Origin of the sequence: Microbacterium sp. NPDC076895 (genome assembly GCF_040687115.1) — a bacterium.
Classification (GTDB): Bacteria; Actinomycetota; Actinomycetes; order Actinomycetales; family Microbacteriaceae; genus Microbacterium.
Map to the genome: position 1 here is coordinate 33976 of NZ_JBFBMQ010000016.1, position 17916 is coordinate 51891.

21 protein-coding genes are annotated in these 17916 nt (G+C 66.1%); all 21 read right to left on the reverse strand.

The window, feature by feature from the left end; genetic code table 11:
- Positions 1–52: 52 nt before the first annotated feature.
- The 21 genes from AB0O89_RS12850 to rplN all read right to left on the reverse strand — a co-directional run bounded on the left by AB0O89_RS12850 (position 53) and on the right by rplN (position 17912).
- Positions 53–1042, reverse strand: coding sequence for a DNA-directed RNA polymerase subunit alpha (locus tag AB0O89_RS12850; RefSeq protein WP_195692956.1), 990 nt, complete (start codon positions 1040–1042; stop codon positions 53–55).
- 161 nt (positions 1043–1203) lie between these two features.
- Complete coding sequence (gene rpsK / locus AB0O89_RS12855; protein WP_228177304.1) at positions 1204–1602, reverse strand: 30S ribosomal protein S11; 399 nt, start codon at positions 1600–1602, stop codon at positions 1204–1206.
- Between the two features lie 28 nt (positions 1603–1630).
- Positions 1631–2011: a 30S ribosomal protein S13 gene (rpsM, locus tag AB0O89_RS12860; protein ID WP_292709693.1), complete on the reverse strand. Its 381-nt coding sequence runs from the start codon at positions 2009–2011 to the stop codon at positions 1631–1633.
- 176 nt (positions 2012–2187) lie between these two features.
- Positions 2188–2304 carry a 50S ribosomal protein L36 gene (rpmJ, locus tag AB0O89_RS12865; protein ID WP_022893853.1) on the reverse strand — a complete coding sequence of 39 codons (117 nt, stop codon included), beginning with the start codon at positions 2302–2304 and terminating at the stop codon, positions 2188–2190.
- Positions 2305–2370: 66 nt separating this feature from the next.
- Positions 2371–2592: a translation initiation factor IF-1 gene (gene infA, locus AB0O89_RS12870; protein ID WP_013583992.1), complete on the reverse strand. Its 222-nt coding sequence runs from the start codon at positions 2590–2592 to the stop codon at positions 2371–2373.
- 281 nt (positions 2593–2873) lie between these two features.
- Complete coding sequence (locus AB0O89_RS12875; RefSeq protein WP_363498282.1) at positions 2874–3872, reverse strand: hypothetical protein; 999 nt, start codon at positions 3870–3872, stop codon at positions 2874–2876.
- A gap of 218 nt (positions 3873–4090) precedes the next feature.
- Positions 4091–9025, reverse strand: a complete 4935-nt coding sequence (locus AB0O89_RS12880; protein ID WP_363498285.1) for a lamin tail domain-containing protein — start codon at positions 9023–9025, stop codon at positions 4091–4093.
- 232 nt (positions 9026–9257) lie between these two features.
- Positions 9258–9932, reverse strand: coding sequence for a thioredoxin domain-containing protein (locus tag AB0O89_RS12885; protein ID WP_363498287.1), 675 nt, complete (start codon positions 9930–9932; stop codon positions 9258–9260).
- 67 nt (positions 9933–9999) lie between these two features.
- Entirely contained in the window at positions 10000–10680 is a 681-nt protein-coding gene (locus AB0O89_RS12890; protein WP_363498290.1) for a thioredoxin domain-containing protein, read from the reverse strand.
- A 50-nt stretch (positions 10681–10730) separates the two neighbouring features.
- Positions 10731–11558: a type I methionyl aminopeptidase gene (map, locus tag AB0O89_RS12895; RefSeq protein WP_363498293.1), complete on the reverse strand. Its 828-nt coding sequence runs from the start codon at positions 11556–11558 to the stop codon at positions 10731–10733.
- Positions 11559–11582: 24 nt separating this feature from the next.
- Complete coding sequence (locus AB0O89_RS12900; protein ID WP_363498296.1) at positions 11583–12188, reverse strand: adenylate kinase; 606 nt, start codon at positions 12186–12188, stop codon at positions 11583–11585.
- Positions 12185–13507 carry a preprotein translocase subunit SecY gene (gene secY, locus AB0O89_RS12905; RefSeq protein ID WP_363498298.1) on the reverse strand — a complete coding sequence of 441 codons (1323 nt, stop codon included), beginning with the start codon at positions 13505–13507 and terminating at the stop codon, positions 12185–12187. Before secY ends, AB0O89_RS12900 begins: the two co-directional genes overlap by 4 nt.
- Positions 13508–13607: 100 nt before the next feature.
- Complete coding sequence (gene rplO, locus AB0O89_RS12910; protein WP_363498300.1) at positions 13608–14303, reverse strand: 50S ribosomal protein L15; 696 nt, start codon at positions 14301–14303, stop codon at positions 13608–13610.
- Positions 14303–14488, reverse strand: a complete 186-nt coding sequence (rpmD, locus tag AB0O89_RS12915; protein ID WP_023954062.1) for a 50S ribosomal protein L30 — start codon at positions 14486–14488, stop codon at positions 14303–14305. The genes rplO and rpmD overlap by 1 nt, the downstream gene beginning before the upstream one ends.
- Positions 14488–15195, reverse strand: coding sequence for a 30S ribosomal protein S5 (rpsE, locus tag AB0O89_RS12920; RefSeq protein WP_292709667.1), 708 nt, complete (start codon positions 15193–15195; stop codon positions 14488–14490). Before rpsE ends, rpmD begins: the two co-directional genes overlap by 1 nt.
- A complete protein-coding gene (gene rplR / locus AB0O89_RS12925) occupies positions 15192–15551 on the reverse strand; it encodes a 50S ribosomal protein L18 (protein ID WP_228177314.1) in 360 nt (119 codons plus the stop codon). Before rplR ends, rpsE begins: the two co-directional genes overlap by 4 nt.
- Positions 15552–15553: 2 nt before the next feature.
- Positions 15554–16090 (reverse strand): 50S ribosomal protein L6, encoded by a 537-nt coding sequence (gene rplF, locus AB0O89_RS12930; protein WP_228177315.1) that lies wholly within the window; start codon positions 16088–16090, stop codon positions 15554–15556.
- A gap of 6 nt (positions 16091–16096) precedes the next feature.
- Positions 16097–16495 (reverse strand): 30S ribosomal protein S8, encoded by a 399-nt coding sequence (rpsH, locus tag AB0O89_RS12935; protein WP_179430951.1) that lies wholly within the window; start codon positions 16493–16495, stop codon positions 16097–16099.
- A gap of 96 nt (positions 16496–16591) precedes the next feature.
- Positions 16592–17182, reverse strand: a complete 591-nt coding sequence (gene rplE / locus AB0O89_RS12940) for a 50S ribosomal protein L5 (RefSeq protein WP_228177316.1) — start codon at positions 17180–17182, stop codon at positions 16592–16594.
- Entirely contained in the window at positions 17182–17541 is a 360-nt protein-coding gene (gene rplX, locus AB0O89_RS12945; protein ID WP_228177317.1) for a 50S ribosomal protein L24, read from the reverse strand. Before rplX ends, rplE begins: the two co-directional genes overlap by 1 nt.
- A 2-nt stretch (positions 17542–17543) precedes the next feature.
- Positions 17544–17912, reverse strand: coding sequence for a 50S ribosomal protein L14 (gene rplN / locus AB0O89_RS12950; protein ID WP_292709660.1), 369 nt, complete (start codon positions 17910–17912; stop codon positions 17544–17546).
- Between the last annotated feature and the right edge of the window lie 4 nt (positions 17913–17916).

A 17916-nucleotide genomic window follows, 5' to 3' on the forward strand; every position in this document is an offset into this window, starting at 1 on the left:
TTACTCCAGAGAAAGTCGGTCAGGATGCCGCGGCATCCGTTTCGGGTACCGGTCAGACGGTCTCGTCGTCGTAGCCGCCGTAGAAGTGCGCGCCATCGAACCCGGGAACCGAGTCCTTCAGGCTCAACCCGAGCGAGATGAGCTTGTCGCGAACCTCATCGACCGACTTCTGGCCGAAGTTGCGGATGTTCATGAGCTGCGTCTCCGAGAGGGCGACGAGCTCCGAGACGGTGTTGATGCCCTCGCGCTTGAGGCAGTTGTAAGACCGGACCGACAGGTCGAGGTCTTCGATCGGCATCGACAGCTCGTTCGACATGACGGTCTCGACCGGCGCGGGGCCGATCTCGATGCCCTCAGCCTCGACGTTCAGCTCGCGGGCCAGGCCGAACAGCTCAGTCAGGGTGCGACCGGCGGATGCCACGGCGTCACGCGGTGCGATCGAGGGCTTGGACTCGACATCCAGGATGAGCTTGTCGAAGTCGGTGCGCTCACCGGCACGGGTGGCGTCGACGCGGTAGCTGACCTTGAGCACCGGCGAGTAGATCGAGTCGATCGGGATCTGACCGCTCTCGGCGTACTCGTTGCGGTTCTGGGTCGCCGAAACGTAGCCACGGCCACGCTCGATCGTCAGCTCGAGCTCGAACTTCGCGGTCTCGTTCAGGGTCGCGATAACCAGCTCGGGGTTGTGGACCTCGACACCGGCAGGAGCCGAGATATCGGCGGCGGTGACCTCGCCGGCGCCGGTCTTGCGCAGGTAAGCCGTGATGGGCTCGTCGCGCTCGGAGGAGACGACCAGCTGCTTGATGTTGAGGATGATCTCGGTGACATCCTCCTTCACACCCGGAATGGTGCTGAACTCGTGCAGCACACCGTCGATGCGGATGCTGGTGACGGCGGCGCCGGGGATCGACGACAGGAGGCTGCGACGCAGCGCGTTACCGATCGTGTAACCGAAGCCGGGCTCAAGCGGCTCGATGACGAAACGGCTGCGGAACTCCCCGATCTTCTCCTCGGTCAGAGTGGGACGCTGTGCGATGAGCACGATGTGTTCCTTTCGATCACGTGCCCGCTATATGACACGTGCAATGGGTGAGGTGTTGAGTTTTTCTCGGGGGATGCCGGGGCGCGGCGCGCAGGCGCACGCCCCGGCACCCGAAGTGCTTCACCCGGGTGGCTGTGAGCCGGCCCGGAACGGGACTGTCGTCAGACGCGACGGCGCTTGGGCGGGCGGCAGCCGTTGTGCGCCTGGGGCGTGACGTCCTGGATCGAGCCGACCTCGAGGCCAGCGGCCGTCAGCGAACGGATCGCGGTCTCACGACCCGAACCCGGACCCTTGACGAAGACGTCGACCTTCTTGACGCCGTGCTCCTGCGCCTGGCGGGCAGCAGACTCGGCTGCCATGCCGGCGGCGTAGGGCGTCGACTTGCGCGAACCCTTGAAGCCGACGCCACCCGAGGAGGCCCAGCTGATCACCGCGCCCGAGGGGTCGGTGATCGAAACGATCGTGTTGTTGAACGTCGACTTGATGTGGGCCTGGCCCACGGCGATGTTCTTCTTCTCCTTGCGGCGCGGCTTGCGCGCTGCGGACTTGGGGGTAGCCATGTGCGTTTTCTCCTAAACCTTCCGCGCCTTACTTCTTTCCGGCCTTCTTCTTGCCGGCGACGGTGCGCTTCGGGCCCTTGCGGGTACGCGCGTTCGTCTTGGTGCGCTGTCCGCGCACCGGCAGGCCGCGGCGGTGGCGCAGGCCTTCGTAGGAGCCGATCTCGACCTTGCGGCGGATGTCGGCGGCAACCTCACGGCGGAGGTCACCCTCGACCTTGTAGGTGCCTTCGATGTAGTCGCGGAGGGCGACGAGCTGGTCGTCGGTGAGGTCCTTCACGCGGATGTCCTCGTTGATCTCGGTCGCCGCGAGGATCTCGTGCGAGCGAGTACGGCCGATGCCGTAGATGTAGGTGAGGGCGATCACCACGCGCTTATCGCGCGGGATGTCGACACCGGCAAGACGTGCCATGTCGGTTCTCTCTTTCCCCCGGGTTTCCCCGCGGAGTATGTCGAAGGTGTGGAGCAGAATCGGTGCCCGGGCCTTCGTCCCGAGGTGTCCCCCGCATCCGGCATCCGGATGCGGGTTCTGACCCTGCCTGTGTGTATTGAGTTATAGGTTCTGGGGCCGCCGGAGCGGCATCCGTCTCAGCCCTGGCGCTGCTTGTGGCGCGGGTTGGACTTGCAGATCACCATCACGTTGCCGTGGCGGCGGATGACCTTGCAGTGGTCGCAGATGGGCTTGACGCTGGGGTTGACCTTCATGATGTTTCCTGTTCGCTGTCTTCGCCGGGCGGGCACGGATGCCCGGGGCGTTACTTCTCGACCGGCCTAGCGGTAGCGGTAGACGATGCGGCCGCGGGTGAGGTCGTAGGGCGAAAGCTCCACGACGACGCGGTCCTCGGGGATGATGCGGATGTAGTTCTGCCGCATCTTTCCCGAGATCGTTGCGAGCACCTTGTGTCCGTTGGTCAGCTCAACGCGAAACATCGCGTTGGGCAGCGCCTCGGACACTGTGCCTTCGATCTCGATGACACCGTCTTTCTTGGCCATAGCCTCGCTCACGCTTATGCAGACCGGTCGGTCTGCGGTGGATGGGAGTCGGTGCCGGTCCGCTCCGCCCGGACACGCCAAGGCAGGCGCAAAGCACCAAAGATCAATAGTACGTGATAGTGAACACCCCGGCAACCTCGGGCGTGTCGGCGTGCGGGCCCTTCTTTGCGCGAACCCACACGTTTCGCGTCCGCCCCACATGTTCCGACGGACATAGCGTGTGGGTTCGGCGCGGTAAGTGTGGGTTCACGAACACAAGTCGGATGCCGCGGGGCGCGGGGCTAGCGCGGAGGACGGATGCCGAACTCGGCCAACCGCCGGCCGAGCGTGACCGACGAAGCGAGGTGCTGCATCCCCCACCGAACCAGCGGGCGGTGGGTGGTCGCGCGGATCCAGTCCTCGCGCTCCTTTTCCGCGCGCACCACCTCCCACGGTGTGCGTTCACCACGAAACTGCGCATCCGTGTACTTGCCCTCACCGTCGAACTCGCCCCATGCCTTCGCGTCGTCCAGCCCGAAGTCGACGAAGTACAGGTGGGACGAGTCGGCGAGCCGCACCTGCAACCGTGGCGTCGCGAATCCGAGGTCATGCAGCAGCAACCTGCTCATGCTCTCACCGGGTAGCTGCGCGCGCCCGTCTGCGAAGGCCATGATCCACCGCGCTTGACGGATGCCACGTGCTCCCCGCGCGCGGGCGATACGCTCCTCCATCGCGGTAGCCCATGTCGAGGCTGCACCCTGGTCATAGACCCGATCTTCGGGATCCCACGCGACCAGCCGCAGCGCGGCATCCGCGACGGCCACCGCACTAGCCAGCGGCAGCGTACGCGCAACGTCGAACACCGTGCGCTCGAGGGACGTGCACGGAATGCCACCGATCACCACGATGTCATCGTCCGGCACGCTGACCTCGTGTCGGGCTACGCCCCGGGCATGCCGCACGACACCGTTGTGGCGCGCGTCGCTGACGTGTACGGCTTGAGGAACGTGCCGAAAGAGGGGCAATCCCCAGAGCACCGCCGCCGACGCGTGCGAGAACGGCGCAGCGGATGCCTGTCGCCGCGAGTGCACCGCCGCGATCGTCCGTAGATGCCTGTCTTCGACAAACCCGCCGGCATCGCCAGTTCGCGCGTAGCGCCCCGAATGGAGCCGGATCAGCTCGCCATCCGCATGCTGCGCGGCGATGGTCGCCGCTGCGCTCTCGCGCTCGAGCCGTTCGCGCGTGAGGATCGCCGCACGCGCGTCCCAGACCCGATCGGAGCTCGGCGGTACGACATCCATGCCCGCAGTCTCGCCTGCGCGCGCAGCCCCTCACGCGTCGCTGCGCACACCTGCGGCATCCGCTCGCCCTTCCACCCCTGGGGAGGAGCGCACTGCCCGATCACCACCAGCCGCGAACCCACACCTCTCTCGCCGAGCCCACAGGATCTCGCGACAGATACCTGTGGGCTCGAGCGAAAAGGTGTGGGTTCGGCGAAAGGGGATGGTGCGCCGGTGGGTCAGCCCTCCGCTCGGCCTCCCCGGCGGCGACGGATGACGACAAGTGCCAGGCCGAGAACGATGACTGCAGCAGCCCAGGGCAGCACTGGCACCCCCGTCGCCGCGACCGTGCCGCCGGTCGCGGCGAGCGCCTCGACCTGGACGTACACCCAGCCGATCACTGTGCCTGCGGAGTCCGTGACCACGAGGCGATGCGTGCCGGCCGGCAGATCCGCGCGGATCGTGAAGGTCGCGGTTCCCGCGGCGCTCACCACGGATGTACCGAGGTAGGTCGGCGTCGAGAAGATCCAGCCCTCCACAGTCTGCCCCGCATACTGAGTGCCGACCGTGACCGTCACCGTCTGTCCCTGCTTGAAGGTCGTCCCACCCTGCGGCTGGATCGCGTCCTGCGTCTGCGGGGTCAAGTCCGTCTCCGCGGGCGGGGTGGTGCCACCCGTGGGCGGTAGCGGCGTGAACGTTCCCGTGACCGTCAACGGAATCCGCACCCCGGTTCCCGATGGCTCGGCGTTCACGACAAGCGCCGAGTTCAGGGGAGCGTCCTTCGGCACGGTGATGCTGATCTGCGCGGCGCCGCCGTTGACAAGTACCGGGTCGAAGACGGCGCTGCTGCCTTCAATCGACACGAGCGCTGTGGTGTTCGCCGGAGCGCCCAGCGAGCGGATGTCGAGTCCCGACACCGTAGCGGTCAACGTCTCGCCCTGCTCGATCGTGGCGGGGACCCCGGTCACCTGGGCGCTGCGGGAGGCGAAGTCCGGCGACAGCGGCGAGTTGTTCTTGAGGTAGTCGATCCACGCGTCGCGGTCGATCAGACCGGAGTCACGGGTGTCGGTTCCCTCCGTGAGCACCGTGAAGTTGTCGCCGCCCTGCAGCAGGAAGCTGAACGACCCGACCCGATACTCGGCATCCATCACGATGGGCTGCCCGTCGATCCAGATCCCGGTGATCCGGTCGCCCTTGGCAAGCGACGCATCGTACGTGTAGAACACGTTCTCCGACACACCCAGCTGCAGGTACGGACGCGACGCGGTGTCGGGCTGCCACTGCTGCTCCAGCACGACCTTGAACTGCGCGCCGGTCAGCGTCGTGGTCCACAGGTTGTTCACGAACGGCAGCACCGCGTTGGCTTCCGCGTACGTGATCACCCCGTCCTCGCCGTAGTAGAGCTCGTTACGCAGACCGCCCGGGTTGACCAAACCGATCTCCGCCCCACCACGGTCGGCCGACGACAGCGAAGCCACCAGCGCATCCGCAACCAGGTTCCCGAGCGTCGACTGGGATGACCGATCATCCCGCTTGTCGCCCACGAACGCCGTCGTGATGTCGGCGGTGACCGAGCCGACCTGCTGCGAACCCACGACATCCGCCTGCGCGAGCGCGGCATCCACGATCGTCTTGACGGCAGCGACGCGCGGGTACGCGGAAGTCAGGGTCGCATCGGCGGATGTCGTGCGCGCCACGTTGCGAACGTCGTAGTCGTTCACAGAGCCCGTGACCGGGTCGATCCAGAGCCGAACCTGGCCGATGTTCTCGCCGTAGGAACCGGTCTGCAGGATCGGACGCGTCCGGTCCGAACCGGGAACGGGGCCGTCCCACGCGTATTCCTTGTGCGTGTGGCCGGTGAAGATCGCATCCACCGCCGCCGAGGTCTGCGTCACGATCTTCGCGAACGCTCCGCCCGCAGCGATCTCGTCCTCGACCGACGCGCCTTCCTTCACCCCGTCGATCGAGCCCTCGTGGTACTCGGCGATGATCACGTCGGCCTCGCCGTTGCCCTCGTCACCGTCGGTCAGGTATGCGGCCACTCTATTCACAGCATCCACGGGGTCACCGAAGTCGAGGCTGGCGATCCCACCGGGCGAGACCAGCGACGGCGTCTCCTGGGTGATGGCGCCGATCACCGCGACCGTGAGTCCCTCCACCTCGAACGTCGCATACTCGGGCAGCACCGGATCCTGTGTCCCCTTCGCAAAGACGTTGGCGCCCAAGTACGGGAACTGCGCCGCATCCGTGACCCGACCGAGCAGGTCAGCCGAGCCCTTGTCGAACTCGTGGTTCCCGACAGCGGATGCCGCCAGCCCCATCGCGTTCAACACATCGATCGTGGGCTTGTCATCGGCGTACGCGGAGGCGAACAGCGACGCCCCGATGTTGTCACCGGCCGAGAGGAACAGCGTGTTGTCGTCGCCGTATGCGGCGCGCAGTTGCTCGATCGTGCCCGCGAACTTCACGGTGTTGCCGTCGATGCGACCGTGGAAGTCGTTGATGTTCAGCAGGTTCAGGAGCACGTCATCGCCGCCGTGGTAGGCCCCGCAGTACATCCGGCCCTCGCGCAGCGAGATCTTGTCGGTCTCGCTGTCGTCGGCGTAGAAGACCGGCGCGACACCGTTCTCGCACGTACCGATCGCGAAGCCCTCGTTGCCGGCCTTGGCGGGCATGCCAGCCGGCGCGAGGTAGGCCGCGACGTTCTGGAAGGTTCCGGCATAGACGCCGTCCGCGGCAATCCGCATCGCGTGGATCTCGCCACCGCACGCGTCATCACACACGGCGTACAGGGTTCCGGATGCCGCATCCCACGTGACGTCGGCCACCACCGAGAGCTTCGGGTCGATCGTGGCGACGATGCTCGCCACTCCGGCGTCCCGAAGCGCTACAGCGTAGATGCGCGCCGTGCCCTCAACACCGACAAAGAACAGGCCATCGCCGTGCGCGCCGTAGGTCGCCGGGTCGTACGCCTTGCCGGTGCTGCTATCGACGAATCCCCGTGCGACCAAGACCGAGTCCGGCACCCACGTGACACCCTCGAGCCCGCCGTTGGCGGGGAGAGCCGGCAGGAAGGTTGCAAGGTTCCACTCGTCGGTCGCGACAAGTTCGGTTCCGGATGCCGACACATCGAAGCGCAGCACGGAGGGTCGGCTGACGTCGCTGGCCGTGTTGTCCCGCTCCGACGCGACGTACACCCCGCCCGCCGAGGTGCCCGCGACGAGGCTCACACCCTCGGCATCCACGGCACCGGAACCGCCGGGGTAGCGCAGGACCTTGCCCGCCGCCCACTCACCCTGTTTCGGGCTGATCCACTGCCCGGCCTCGGCGTTCCACTCGAGCTGGAAGAGCGTTCCCGTGCCGTTGTTCACGGCCCAGAGCGTCCCGCGACCCTCAGCGGTCGCCTCATAGGCCAGGCCGCTCATGTCCTCGCCGAAGGCATCAGGCGCCGAAACTGCAGTCACACCCGCGTCGCCCGGCCACGGCGTTGCCGCGACAAGGCCGATGCAGTCGTTCGGAGCACCCTTGGTCACCGACGCGGCAACCTCGAACTCGCCGAGGCCATCGGGGCAGCGCGCCCACGACGTCTCGGCGTGCTCGCTCCAGCTCATCTGGTTCAGCAGTGTCGTCCCGTCGGGCGCGAACAGGCGCGCAGCGTCAGCACCGCCGAGGCCGAAGCCTCCCGTGACGTCGACGTCGATGGCCACGAAGGCGCCGGGCTGCAGGGTGGTTCCATTCGGCACGACGACGGCGTGGTCGTCGTTGTCGTCCCGCAGGATGTAGCCGGAGATGTCGACGGCGTCCGGACCCGCGTTGGTCAGCTCGATCCAGTCGACGGGCTCAGCGCCCTTCGAGTCCACCTCGTTGATGCGGATCGGCGAGCAGTCGTTCGCAGCGCCCGGAGTCGAGCTGTAGGTCTCGACGAACTCGCCGGCACCGTCCGGGCAGCGACCCCAGGTCGTGCGCTGCGCGTGGGCGGGATACGAGTGGCTGTCGACAAGGGTGACGCCGTCGGGCAGGAACAGTCGCGCCGCATCCCCGTTCCCGAGCCCGAACCCGTCACCCGGGAGGTCGGTGTAGATGACGGTGTAGCCACCCGCGGCGATCGTCGTGCCAGCCGGGATGGTCAGGGCGTGGTCATCCTTGTCGTCCTTCAGGATCCAACCGCCGAGATCGACATCCGTGTCCGACGTGTTCACAAGCTCTACCCAGTCGCCCGGGTCGCCCCCGCTAGACTCGATCTCGTTGACCCAGATGGCGTCAGCGCCAGCCACAGGGGTGTCCCCGCCGTCTGCCGGCGCACAGTCGTTCGCGGCGGCCTTAGTGACGGATGCCGTCAGTTCGAACTCACCAGTCGCATCGGGGCAGCGCCCGTAGCTCGTCGCGGCGTGCGCGGTCCACGAGTACTGATCGATGAGCGTGGTCCCATCAGCGGCGAACAGGCGCGCCGAGTCCGCCTTGCCGAGGCCGTAAGCGGACGGCCCCGCATCCACGACGAAGGCGGCGAGGCCGTAAGCGGGGATGGTGGTTCCCGTCGGGATCGTGAAGGTGTGGGTGTCGTCGTTGTCGCGCAGGATGAGCCCGCTTGCGTCGACGGGAAGGTAGGACGTGTTCGCCAGTTCGATCCAGTCGGCCGGGTCGCCGCCGTCGGATTCGACCTCGTTGATCACAAGAGAGGTCGCGGGATCGGGTGCGCAGGAGTTCGCCTCGCCCGGGGTCTGGGCTGCAGTGGGTCCGAAGTCTCCGGTCAGGTCGGGGCACCGGCCCCAGGAGGCGTTCGACGCACCGGGGGGCAGCTCCGTGAACGCGTACTCGTCGACGACAGTGCCGTCAGGGAGGAGCAGGTGGACCTCGTCACCGCTCTTGCCGAGGCCGAACGAGAACCCGGCATCCTTGGAGAGCACCAGGTATCCGCCGGCGGGAACGACGTAGCCCGACGCGATAGTGCTCTCGTTCTTGTCGTCGCGCAGCTTCCAGCCGGCGAGGTCGACATCGGCCTGCCCGGTATTGGCGAGTTCCACCCAGTCGGCAGCATCCTGCGGGTCATCCGGCTGGATCTCGTTGATCACCACCGGCGGGACCTCAATCGGTTCAGCCGACGCAGCCGCAGGAACGGCGACGGCAAACGAGAGCCCAAGGATCACGGACAGGGCGGCGGCAAGGCGTCGGCGCATGGCGAGTACTCCTGCGGATCGGTGCAAGGGATGGTGCGCCGAACTCGCTGCCGGTGTCTCGGAGCGGTGGCGCCCCGCCAGCCTCACCGCCGAAGGCAACGCAGAGGTGAACGGATCCAGAACCGCGGGTAGTCGCTGAGAGTCACCCCGCCGAACCGGCGCGTCGCCCGTCAGAAACGAAGGATGCCCCCGCGGATCCAGATCCGGGGGGCATCGTTCGTGCCGACGAGTGTTAGCTCAGCCGGTCGATGATGTCGACGTTCACGTTGCCGGTGAGGGAGATGTACTCGCCGTTGATCACGAGCGTGGGCGTCCCCTGCCCGCCCTGCGGGCTCGCGGGAATCGCGCGTGTCTGCGCGTCGACGAAATCGACGTACGTGCGCCGGGTGACGCACTCGTCGATCCCCGTCACCCCGGAATCGGCAGCGAGGGCGATGAGTTGCTCATCCGTCCATCCTGAACCGGTGACATCAGCTGTCAGGAGCGTCTGGGTGAACGCGAAGGCAGCATCGGTGTCCTGCGTCGCGACGCAGTAGAGCGCGCTGGCCGACCGCTTCGAGAAGTCGGTACCGGATGCCGCATTCAGGCCCGACAGGGCGACAGGATGCAGGTTCAGGGTGATGTCTCCCGCAGTGACGAGCTCGTCGAGAGTCGGGCCGTAGATGTCTTCGAAGTCCTGGCAGTGAGAGCAGTAGAAGTCGAACCAGACGTCGACCTCGTCAGCGCCCTCGCCGACCACGATCGCGCCGGTCGAGGAGTTGATGCCCGGCCCCTCCGGTGCAGCACCCGGAGCGGCCGCGGTGTTGTTCATCCACACCACCAGGGCACCCACCAGAACCAGTGCCGCAACCACGGCGACGCTGATCCAGATGGCGAAATAGCTGTTCTTCTTTGCGGGAGCTGCCATGGTGTCTTCCTCCGGGTGCTATGTGTGGCCGTTGCTGCGGCCGGTCGGCTGGGTGGGCCGGTCGCGCTCAGTTCAGGCGAGCGACAATGTCGGTCTGCGGATCGTAGGTCACGGTTACGTACTCTCCGTTGACGACGAGCGCAGGCGTGCTCGCCCCGCCCGTGGCAGGGTTCGTCGGGAGGTTCTGGGTCATCGTCGTCGCGAAGTCCATGTAGGTGCCATCGCTGATGCACGCGCTGGAGTTGGTGGCCCCCGCGCCTTCGGCGATCGCGACAATTTCGTCGTCGGTCAGTCCTGGCGAGGACTCGGCCGGCTGCTGGGCGTACATGGCGGTGATGAAGTCCAGCAGTGCATCGGGGTCCGACTCGGCAACGCAGTAGGCCGCGCTTGCCGACCTGGTGGAGAATTTGGTGCCCTGCGATGCCCGGTCGAGGATCGAGACCGGGTGGACGTTCAGCGTGATCGACCCGTCATCGATGAGTTGCTGGATGGTCTCACCCTCGGTTTGTTCGAACTGGTTGCAGTAGGGGCACATGAAGTCGACGTAGGTGTCTACGCTGTTCGCCCCGTCGCCGACCGCGATCCCACCGGTCTCGGTGTTGATGTTCGCGGCAGCCGGAACAGGCCCTGGCGCCGATGCCGTGTTGTTCATCCACACCACGAGAGCTCCGACCAGGACGAGCGCCGCCACAACCGCGACGCTGACCCAGATGGCGAACGAATTGCTCGACTTCGTGGTAGCTACCATGTTTGCTTCCTTCGGATGGGATGTCCGTCGGGCCTGCCAGCGTGCGCCGCTCAGGCCCCGGCGATCGGTTGCGGGGTGACACCGAACGGAGCGAGCTCCGCGGCGCCGCCATCGGGCGCCGTCAGCACCCAGATACCACCATCGTGCACGGCAACGCTATGTTCCCAATGTGAGCCGTCTGTGCCGTCGACGGTCGAAACTGTCCAGTCGTCATCCTCGACGAACGTCGCTTGATCGCCGGCGACGACCATGGGCTCGATGGCCAGCACAAGACCCGGTCGCACCTCGGCCCCCGGGTCGCTCGTGCGGTAGTTGAACACCGGCGGCGCCTCGTGCATCTTCCGACCGATCCCGTGCCCGATGTAGTCCCGCAGAATGCCGTACCCGCCTTCGGGCGCGTGATCTTCGACATAGCTCTCGATCGCCGCTCCCACCTCACCGACGTGCGACGCCTTCGCGAGGGCAGCGACGCCGGCCCAGAGCGATCCGCGCGTGACATCCGAGAGCTGCTGGCGTGCCGCCACGAGCTCTGGCCGATCGGGGTCTGCCAAGACGACGGTGAACGCGGAGTCCCCGTTCCAGCCGTGATACTCGGCTCCGGCATCAACCGAGAGGATGTCACCCGGCTGCAGGACATACCCGCCTGGAATGCCGTGCACAACCTGCTCGTTCACCGACGCGCATACCGTATGCCGATAGCCGCGCACGAGCTGGAAGTTCGAACGCGCGCCTCGACCGGTGATCACCGCGGATGCCGCGGCATCCAGCTCGAGCGTCGTGACCCCCGGCGCGGCGAGCTCGCGAACCGCATCCAGGGCAGCGGCAGTGATCAGCCCCGGCTCGACCATCGCTCGCAACTGAGCGGGGGTCTTGTACATCGATCGACGCAGCACGACGCCCGGTCAGCCGGTGATGCCGCGCGCAGCAAGGGCGGCGGCGATACGGTCAGCGATCTCGTCGAGCGAGCCGACGCCGTCGATCGCGTCGACGATCCCCCGCTCGCGGTACACGTCCAGGATGGGCGCGGTCTCACGCTCGTAGATGGCAAGCCGGTTGGCGATGACCTCTTCGGTGTCATCGGTCCGCCCCTGCTCGATGGCACGCTGGCTCAGGCGCGCGATCGACTCATCGCGCGGAACAGAGAGCTCGATGACGGCGTCCAGTGTCTGGCCGCGGCCCTCGAGGAACGCATCGAGGTCACCGACCTGACCGAGGTTGCGGGGATAGCCGTCCAGCAGGAAGCCATTGCTCGCGTCATCCTGCGTGAGGCGATCCCGCACGATCTCGCTCGTGAGGGAATCGGGCACGAGATCGCCAGCTTCGATGATCGCCTTGACCTGCTGACCGAGCGGGGTTCCGGCGCTCACGTTGGCGCGGAACACGTCTCCGGTCGAGATCACGGGGATCGAGAGCGCTTCGCCCAGGCGAACCCCTTGCGTGCCTTTACCCGAGCCCTGCGGCCCGACGATCAGCAGGCGAGCGGAGGGAAGGTCGGCGGAGCGCGTCATCGGAGGAGCCCTTCGTAGTGTCGCTGCTGCAGCTGTGCGTCGATCTGCTTCACGGTCTCAAGGCCCACGCCGACGATGATCAGGATGGAGGCCCCGCCGAACGGGAAGTTCTGATTCGCCCCGACCAGCGCCAGCGCGAACAGCGGAAGCAGAGCGATCAGACCCAGGTACATCGAGCCGGGAAGAGTGATGCGGGTGAGCACGTAGTCGAGGTATTCGGCAGTCGGGCGGCCAGCACGGATGCCGGGAATGAACCCGCCGTACTTCTTCATGTTGTCGGCGACCTCGACCGGGTTAAAGGTGATCGCGACATAGAAGTAGGTGAAGCCGACGATGAGCAGGAAATACACGATCATGTAGATCGGGCTGTCACCGTTGGTGAGGTTGTTGCTGATCCACACGACCCACGGAGCTGCCGTCTCCCCCGCCGCAGGCTGGTTGAACTGCGCGATGAGCGCCGGAATGTACAGCAGCGACGAGGCGAAGATGACGGGGACGACGCCGGCCATGTTGACCTTGATCGGGATGTAGGTGTTGGTTCCACCGTAGGTACGACGACCCACCATCCGTTTCGCATACTGCACCGGGATACGGCGCTGGGATTGCTCGACGAACACCACGAGCGCGACCACGACGATGCCGACGGCGACGACGAGCAAGAAGGTCTCGAAACCGCGCGACTGCCAGATCGCCCACAGTGAGGCGGGGAAGGCTGCAGCGATCGAGGTGAAGATGAGGATCGACATTCCGTTGCCGATACCGCGCTCGGTGACGAGCTCGGCGAACCACATGATGAGGCCGGTACCGGCTGTCATCGTGATGATCATGAGCAACTGCGCCCACCAAGCATCGTTGGTGAGCAGCTGCTGACACTCGGGCACGCTCGACGTGCCGAACAGCTGACCGCTGCGGGCAACGGTGACAAGCGTCGTCGACTGCAGGAGCGCGAGGGCGATCGTCAGGTAGCGGGTGTACTGGGTGAGCTTCGCCTGCCCAGCCTGGCCCTCCTTGTAGAGGGCCTCGAAGTGCGGGATGACCACGCGCAACAGCTGCACGATGATCGTCGCGGTGATGTAGGGCATGACACCCAGCGCGAAGATCGACAGCTGGAGCAAAGCGCCGCCCGAGAACAGGTTGACGAGAGCGAGCAGACCCTCAGTGCCGGTGGAGTCCCGGAGACACTGCTGCACGTTGGGGAAGTCCACGAACGGGGTCGGGACGTGCGCACCGAAGCGATACAGGGCGATGATGGCCAGGGTGAACCCGATCTTGCGACGAAGGTCGGGGGTGCGGAACACCCGCGCGATGGCGCTGAACAAGAGGATTCCTCCAAGGGGGATGCCGACACGCTCGGGCGCGCCAACGTCCAGGCTAACCGAAAGAGGGGCCGGAGATCTCTCCGGCCCCTCTTTCCAGGTACTACTTCGCCGAGGCGGCGGTCGCGACGGACCCGCCGGCAGCGACGATCTTCTGCTCGGCCGAACCCGAAACCTTGTCGACGGTCACGGTGAGCTTGACCGAAATGTCGCCGTCACCGAGGACCTTGACCTTCTCGTTCTTGCGAACTGCGCCCTTCGCCACGAGGTCACTGACGGTGACCTCTCCACCCTTCGGGTAGAGCTCGGCCAGCGTCGAGAGGTTCACGACCTGGTACTCCACGCGGAACGGGTTCTTGAAGCCACGGAGCTTCGGGGTGCGCATGTGCAGCGGCATCTGCCCACCCTCGAAACCGACCTTGACCTGGTACCGGGCCTTCGTGCCCTTGGTACCGCGGCCCGCGGTCTTACCCTTCGAGCCTTCACCGCGGCCGACCCGGGTCTTCGCCGTGTTGGCACCGGGCACCGGACGGAGGTGGTGCACCTTGAGCACACCGGGACGGGTCGCGGGTGCGACATCCTTCTTCGCCGCCGCCTTGGCCGGAGCCTTCTTGGCGGGCGCTGCCTTCTCGGCCGGGGCTTCGCTGTCAGCAGCAGCCTTAGCCGGAGCCTTGCGCGCGGGCGCCTTCTTCTCGGCGGGCGCGTCGGCAGCAGCCTTGGCCGGAGCCTTGCGAGCCGGGGCCTTCTTGGGCGCCGCGGCTACTGCTTCTGCAGCCTCGACGTTTTCGTTGTCTGCCATTAGTCGATCTCCTCAACCTTCACGAGGTGAGCGACGGTCTTGACGTAGCCGCGCGTCTGCGCGTCGTCGGGACGGACGACCGAGTCGCCGATCCGCTTGAGACCGAGCGAGCGCAGCGTGTCACGCTGGTTCTGCTTCTCGCTCACCTTGGACTTGACCTGGGTCACCTTCAGCCGAGCAGCCATCAGGCACCTACCTTCTGTGCGGCCGTAGCCTCAGCTTCGGCACGGACGAGACGAGCCGGAGCGACCTGGTCGAAATCGAGACCACGACGAGCGGCAACCGAGCGCGGCTCCTCGAGCTGCTGGAGCGCCTCGACGGTCGCGTGCACGATGTTGATCGTGTTCGACGAACCGAGCGACTTCGACAGAACGTCGTGGATGCCGGCGCACTCGAGCACCGCACGCACCGGACCACCTGCGATAACACCGGTACCGGCAGCAGCGGGACGCAGGAGCACCACACCGGCTGCCGCCTCACCCTGCACGGGGTGCGGGATGGTGGAGCCGGAGCGCGGCACGCGGAAGAAGTTGCGCTTGGCCTCTTCGACACCCTTCGAGATCGCCAGGGGGACCTCACGGGCCTTGCCATAGCCAACGCCGACCACACCGTTGCCGTCACCGACGACCACGAGGGCGGTGAAGCTGAACCGACGTCCGCCCTTCACGACCTTCGACACACGGTTGATGGTGACGACACGCTCCAGGAACTGGTTGTCGCCGCGGTCACGCGAGTTGCGGTCACGGTTGGGGTTGCGCTCGCGGCTCCCGCGACGCGGCTCACGCTCGCGCTCGGTCGTCGCGGCGCCCTCGGCCGCAGTGGCCTCGGCAACCGGTTCGGTGCCCTCGGCAGTGGTCACGTCGTTCTCCACGGGGTTGTTGTTCTCGCTCACAGGTTCAGACCTCCTTCGCGGGCGCCGTCGGCGATCGCCGCGACACGTCCCGCGTAGCGGTTGCCGCCACGGTCGAACACGACGTCGGCGACGCCGGCTGCCTTCGCGCGCTCGGCGACGAGCTCGCCGACCTTGCGCGCCTTGGCGGTCTTGTCACCGTCGAACGACCGCAGGTCGGTTTCGAGGGTGGATGCCGAGGCCAGCGTGTGGCCCTTGCTGTCGTCGACGACCTGCACGAACACGTGACGGGCAGAGCGGGTGACGACCAGGCGCGGACGCTCGGTGGTGCCGACGACCTTCTTGCGAAGACGGGTGTGGCGACGCGCGCGGGCGTCGGACTTCGTCTTGACGCTCATGGTTACTTACCAGCCTTTCCGGCCTTGCGACGCACGACCTCGCCTGCGTAGCGGATGCCCTTGCCCTTGTAGGGCTCCGGCTTACGGATCTTTCGGATGTTGGCAGCAACCTCACCGACGGCCTGCTTGTCGATGCCACTCACGGTGACCTTGTTGTTGCCCTCGACCGTGAAGCTGATGCCACTGGGCGGGTCAACGAGCACGGGGTGCGAGAAGCCGAGGGCGAACTCGATCGAGCTGCCCTTCTGTGCAACGCGGTAACCGGTGCCGACGACCTCGAGCCCCTTGGTGTAGCCCTGGGTCACGCCGATGATGTTGTTGTTGATCAGGGTGCGGGTCAGGCCGTGAAGCGACCGCGACTCGCGCTCGTCGTCGGGACGGGTGACAAGCACCTGACCCTCTTCGACCTTGACCTCGATGGGGCGCGCGACGGTGAGCGAAAGCTCACCCTTCGGGCCCTTGACGGCGACATCCTGGCCCTCGACCGTGATGGTCACGCCGGCGGGGATGTCGATGGGAAGGCGTCCAATACGCGACATGTCAGATCACCACACGTAGGCGAGGACTTCCCCACCCACGCCCTTCTGCTCGGCCTGACGGTCTGTGAGAAGACCGGAGGAGGTGGACAGGATCGCAACACCGAGTCCACCGAGAACCGTGGGGATCTCGGTCGACTTCGCGTAGACACGAAGACCAGGCTTCGACACGCGCTTGATGCCCGCGATCGAACGCTCGCGGTTCGGGCCGTACTTGAGGGTCATGGTCAGGGTCTGGCCCACGCGGGCGTCCTCGACCGACCAGTCCGAGATGTAACCCTCTTGCTTGAGGATCTCGGCGATGTGCGTCTTGAGCTTCGAGCTCGGCAGCGACACGGAGTCGTGGTGCGCCGAGTTCGCGTTGCGCAGCCGGGTCAGCATGTCTGCGACCGGGTCTGTCATGGTCATGGGGTTCTTCTTTCGTTCACCAGGTTTCGACGCCCGTTACGCGGACGCCGACCTGTGGTGGTGATGCCCCGGAGGTCCCGGGACATCAGAGGTTGATCAGGCCTGCTGCTCGGTGCCCCGGAACGGGAAGCCGAGGTGACGCAGGAGAGCGCGACCTTCGGCATCCGTCTTCGCCGACGTCACGATCGTGATGTCGAACCCGCGGACGCGGTCGATCTTGTCCTGGTTGATCTCGTGGAAGATCGACTGCTCCTGCACACCGAAGGTGTAGTTGCCGTTGCCGTCGAACTGCTTGTCCGAGAGGCCGCGGAAGTCGCGGATGCGGGGCAGCGCGAGGCTCACGAGGCGGTCGATGAACTCCCAGGCGCGGTCGCCACGCAGGGTCACGTGTGCGCCGATGGCCTGTCCCTCGCGCAGCTTGAACTGTGCGATCGACTTGCGAGCCTTCGTGACGACCGGCTTCTGACCGGTGATCTTGGTGAGGTCGTCGACCGCGCCATCGATCACCTTGCTGTCGCGAGCTGCCTCACCGACACCGGTGTTCACGACGACCTTCACGAGGCCGGGGATCTGCATGACGTTCGCGTAGCCGAACTCGTCCTGCAGTGCCTTCTTGATCTCGCCGTTGTACTTCTGCTTCAGGCGCGGCTGGATTTTGCCAGCTGGCGCAGCAGTGGTCGTGCTCATCAGAGGTCCTTACCTGACTTCTTTGCGTACCGCACGCGAACCGTGCGCTTCACGCCGTCCTTGACCTGCTCCTCGACACGGTGACCGACACGGGTCGGCTTCTTCGTCTCGGGGTCCACGACCTGGACGTTGGAGATGTGGATGGGCGCCTCGATGGTCTCGAGACCGCCAGTCTTCGTGCCGCGCTGGGTTTGACCGACGCGGACGTGCTTGGTGACGTAGTTCACGCCCTCAACGATCACGCGGTCCTGCTCGACGAGGACCTCGAGGACCTTGCCCTGCTTGCCGCGGTCGCCGCCGCGCTCAGGCGTGGGGCCTGAGATGACCTGAACCAGGTCGCCCTTTTTGATGTTCGCCATGATCAGATGACCTCCGGGGCCAGCGAGACGATCTTCATGAACTTCTTGTCACGAAGCTCACGGCCGACCGGTCCGAAGATGCGGGTGCCGCGGGGCTCCCCGTCGTTCTTCAGGATGACGGCGGCGTTCTCGTCGAACTTGATGTAGGAACCGTCGGGACGGCGGGTCTGCTTGACCGTGCGCACCACAACAGCCTTGACGACATCGCCCTTCTTGACGTTGCCGCCCGGGATCGCATCCTTGACGGTTGCCACGATGATGTCGCCGAGACCGGCGTACCGACGGTTGGAGCCGCCCAGCACACGAATGGTCAGCAGCTCTTTCGCGCCGGTGTTGTCCGCCACCTTGAGGCGGGATTCGTTCTGAATCATGAGA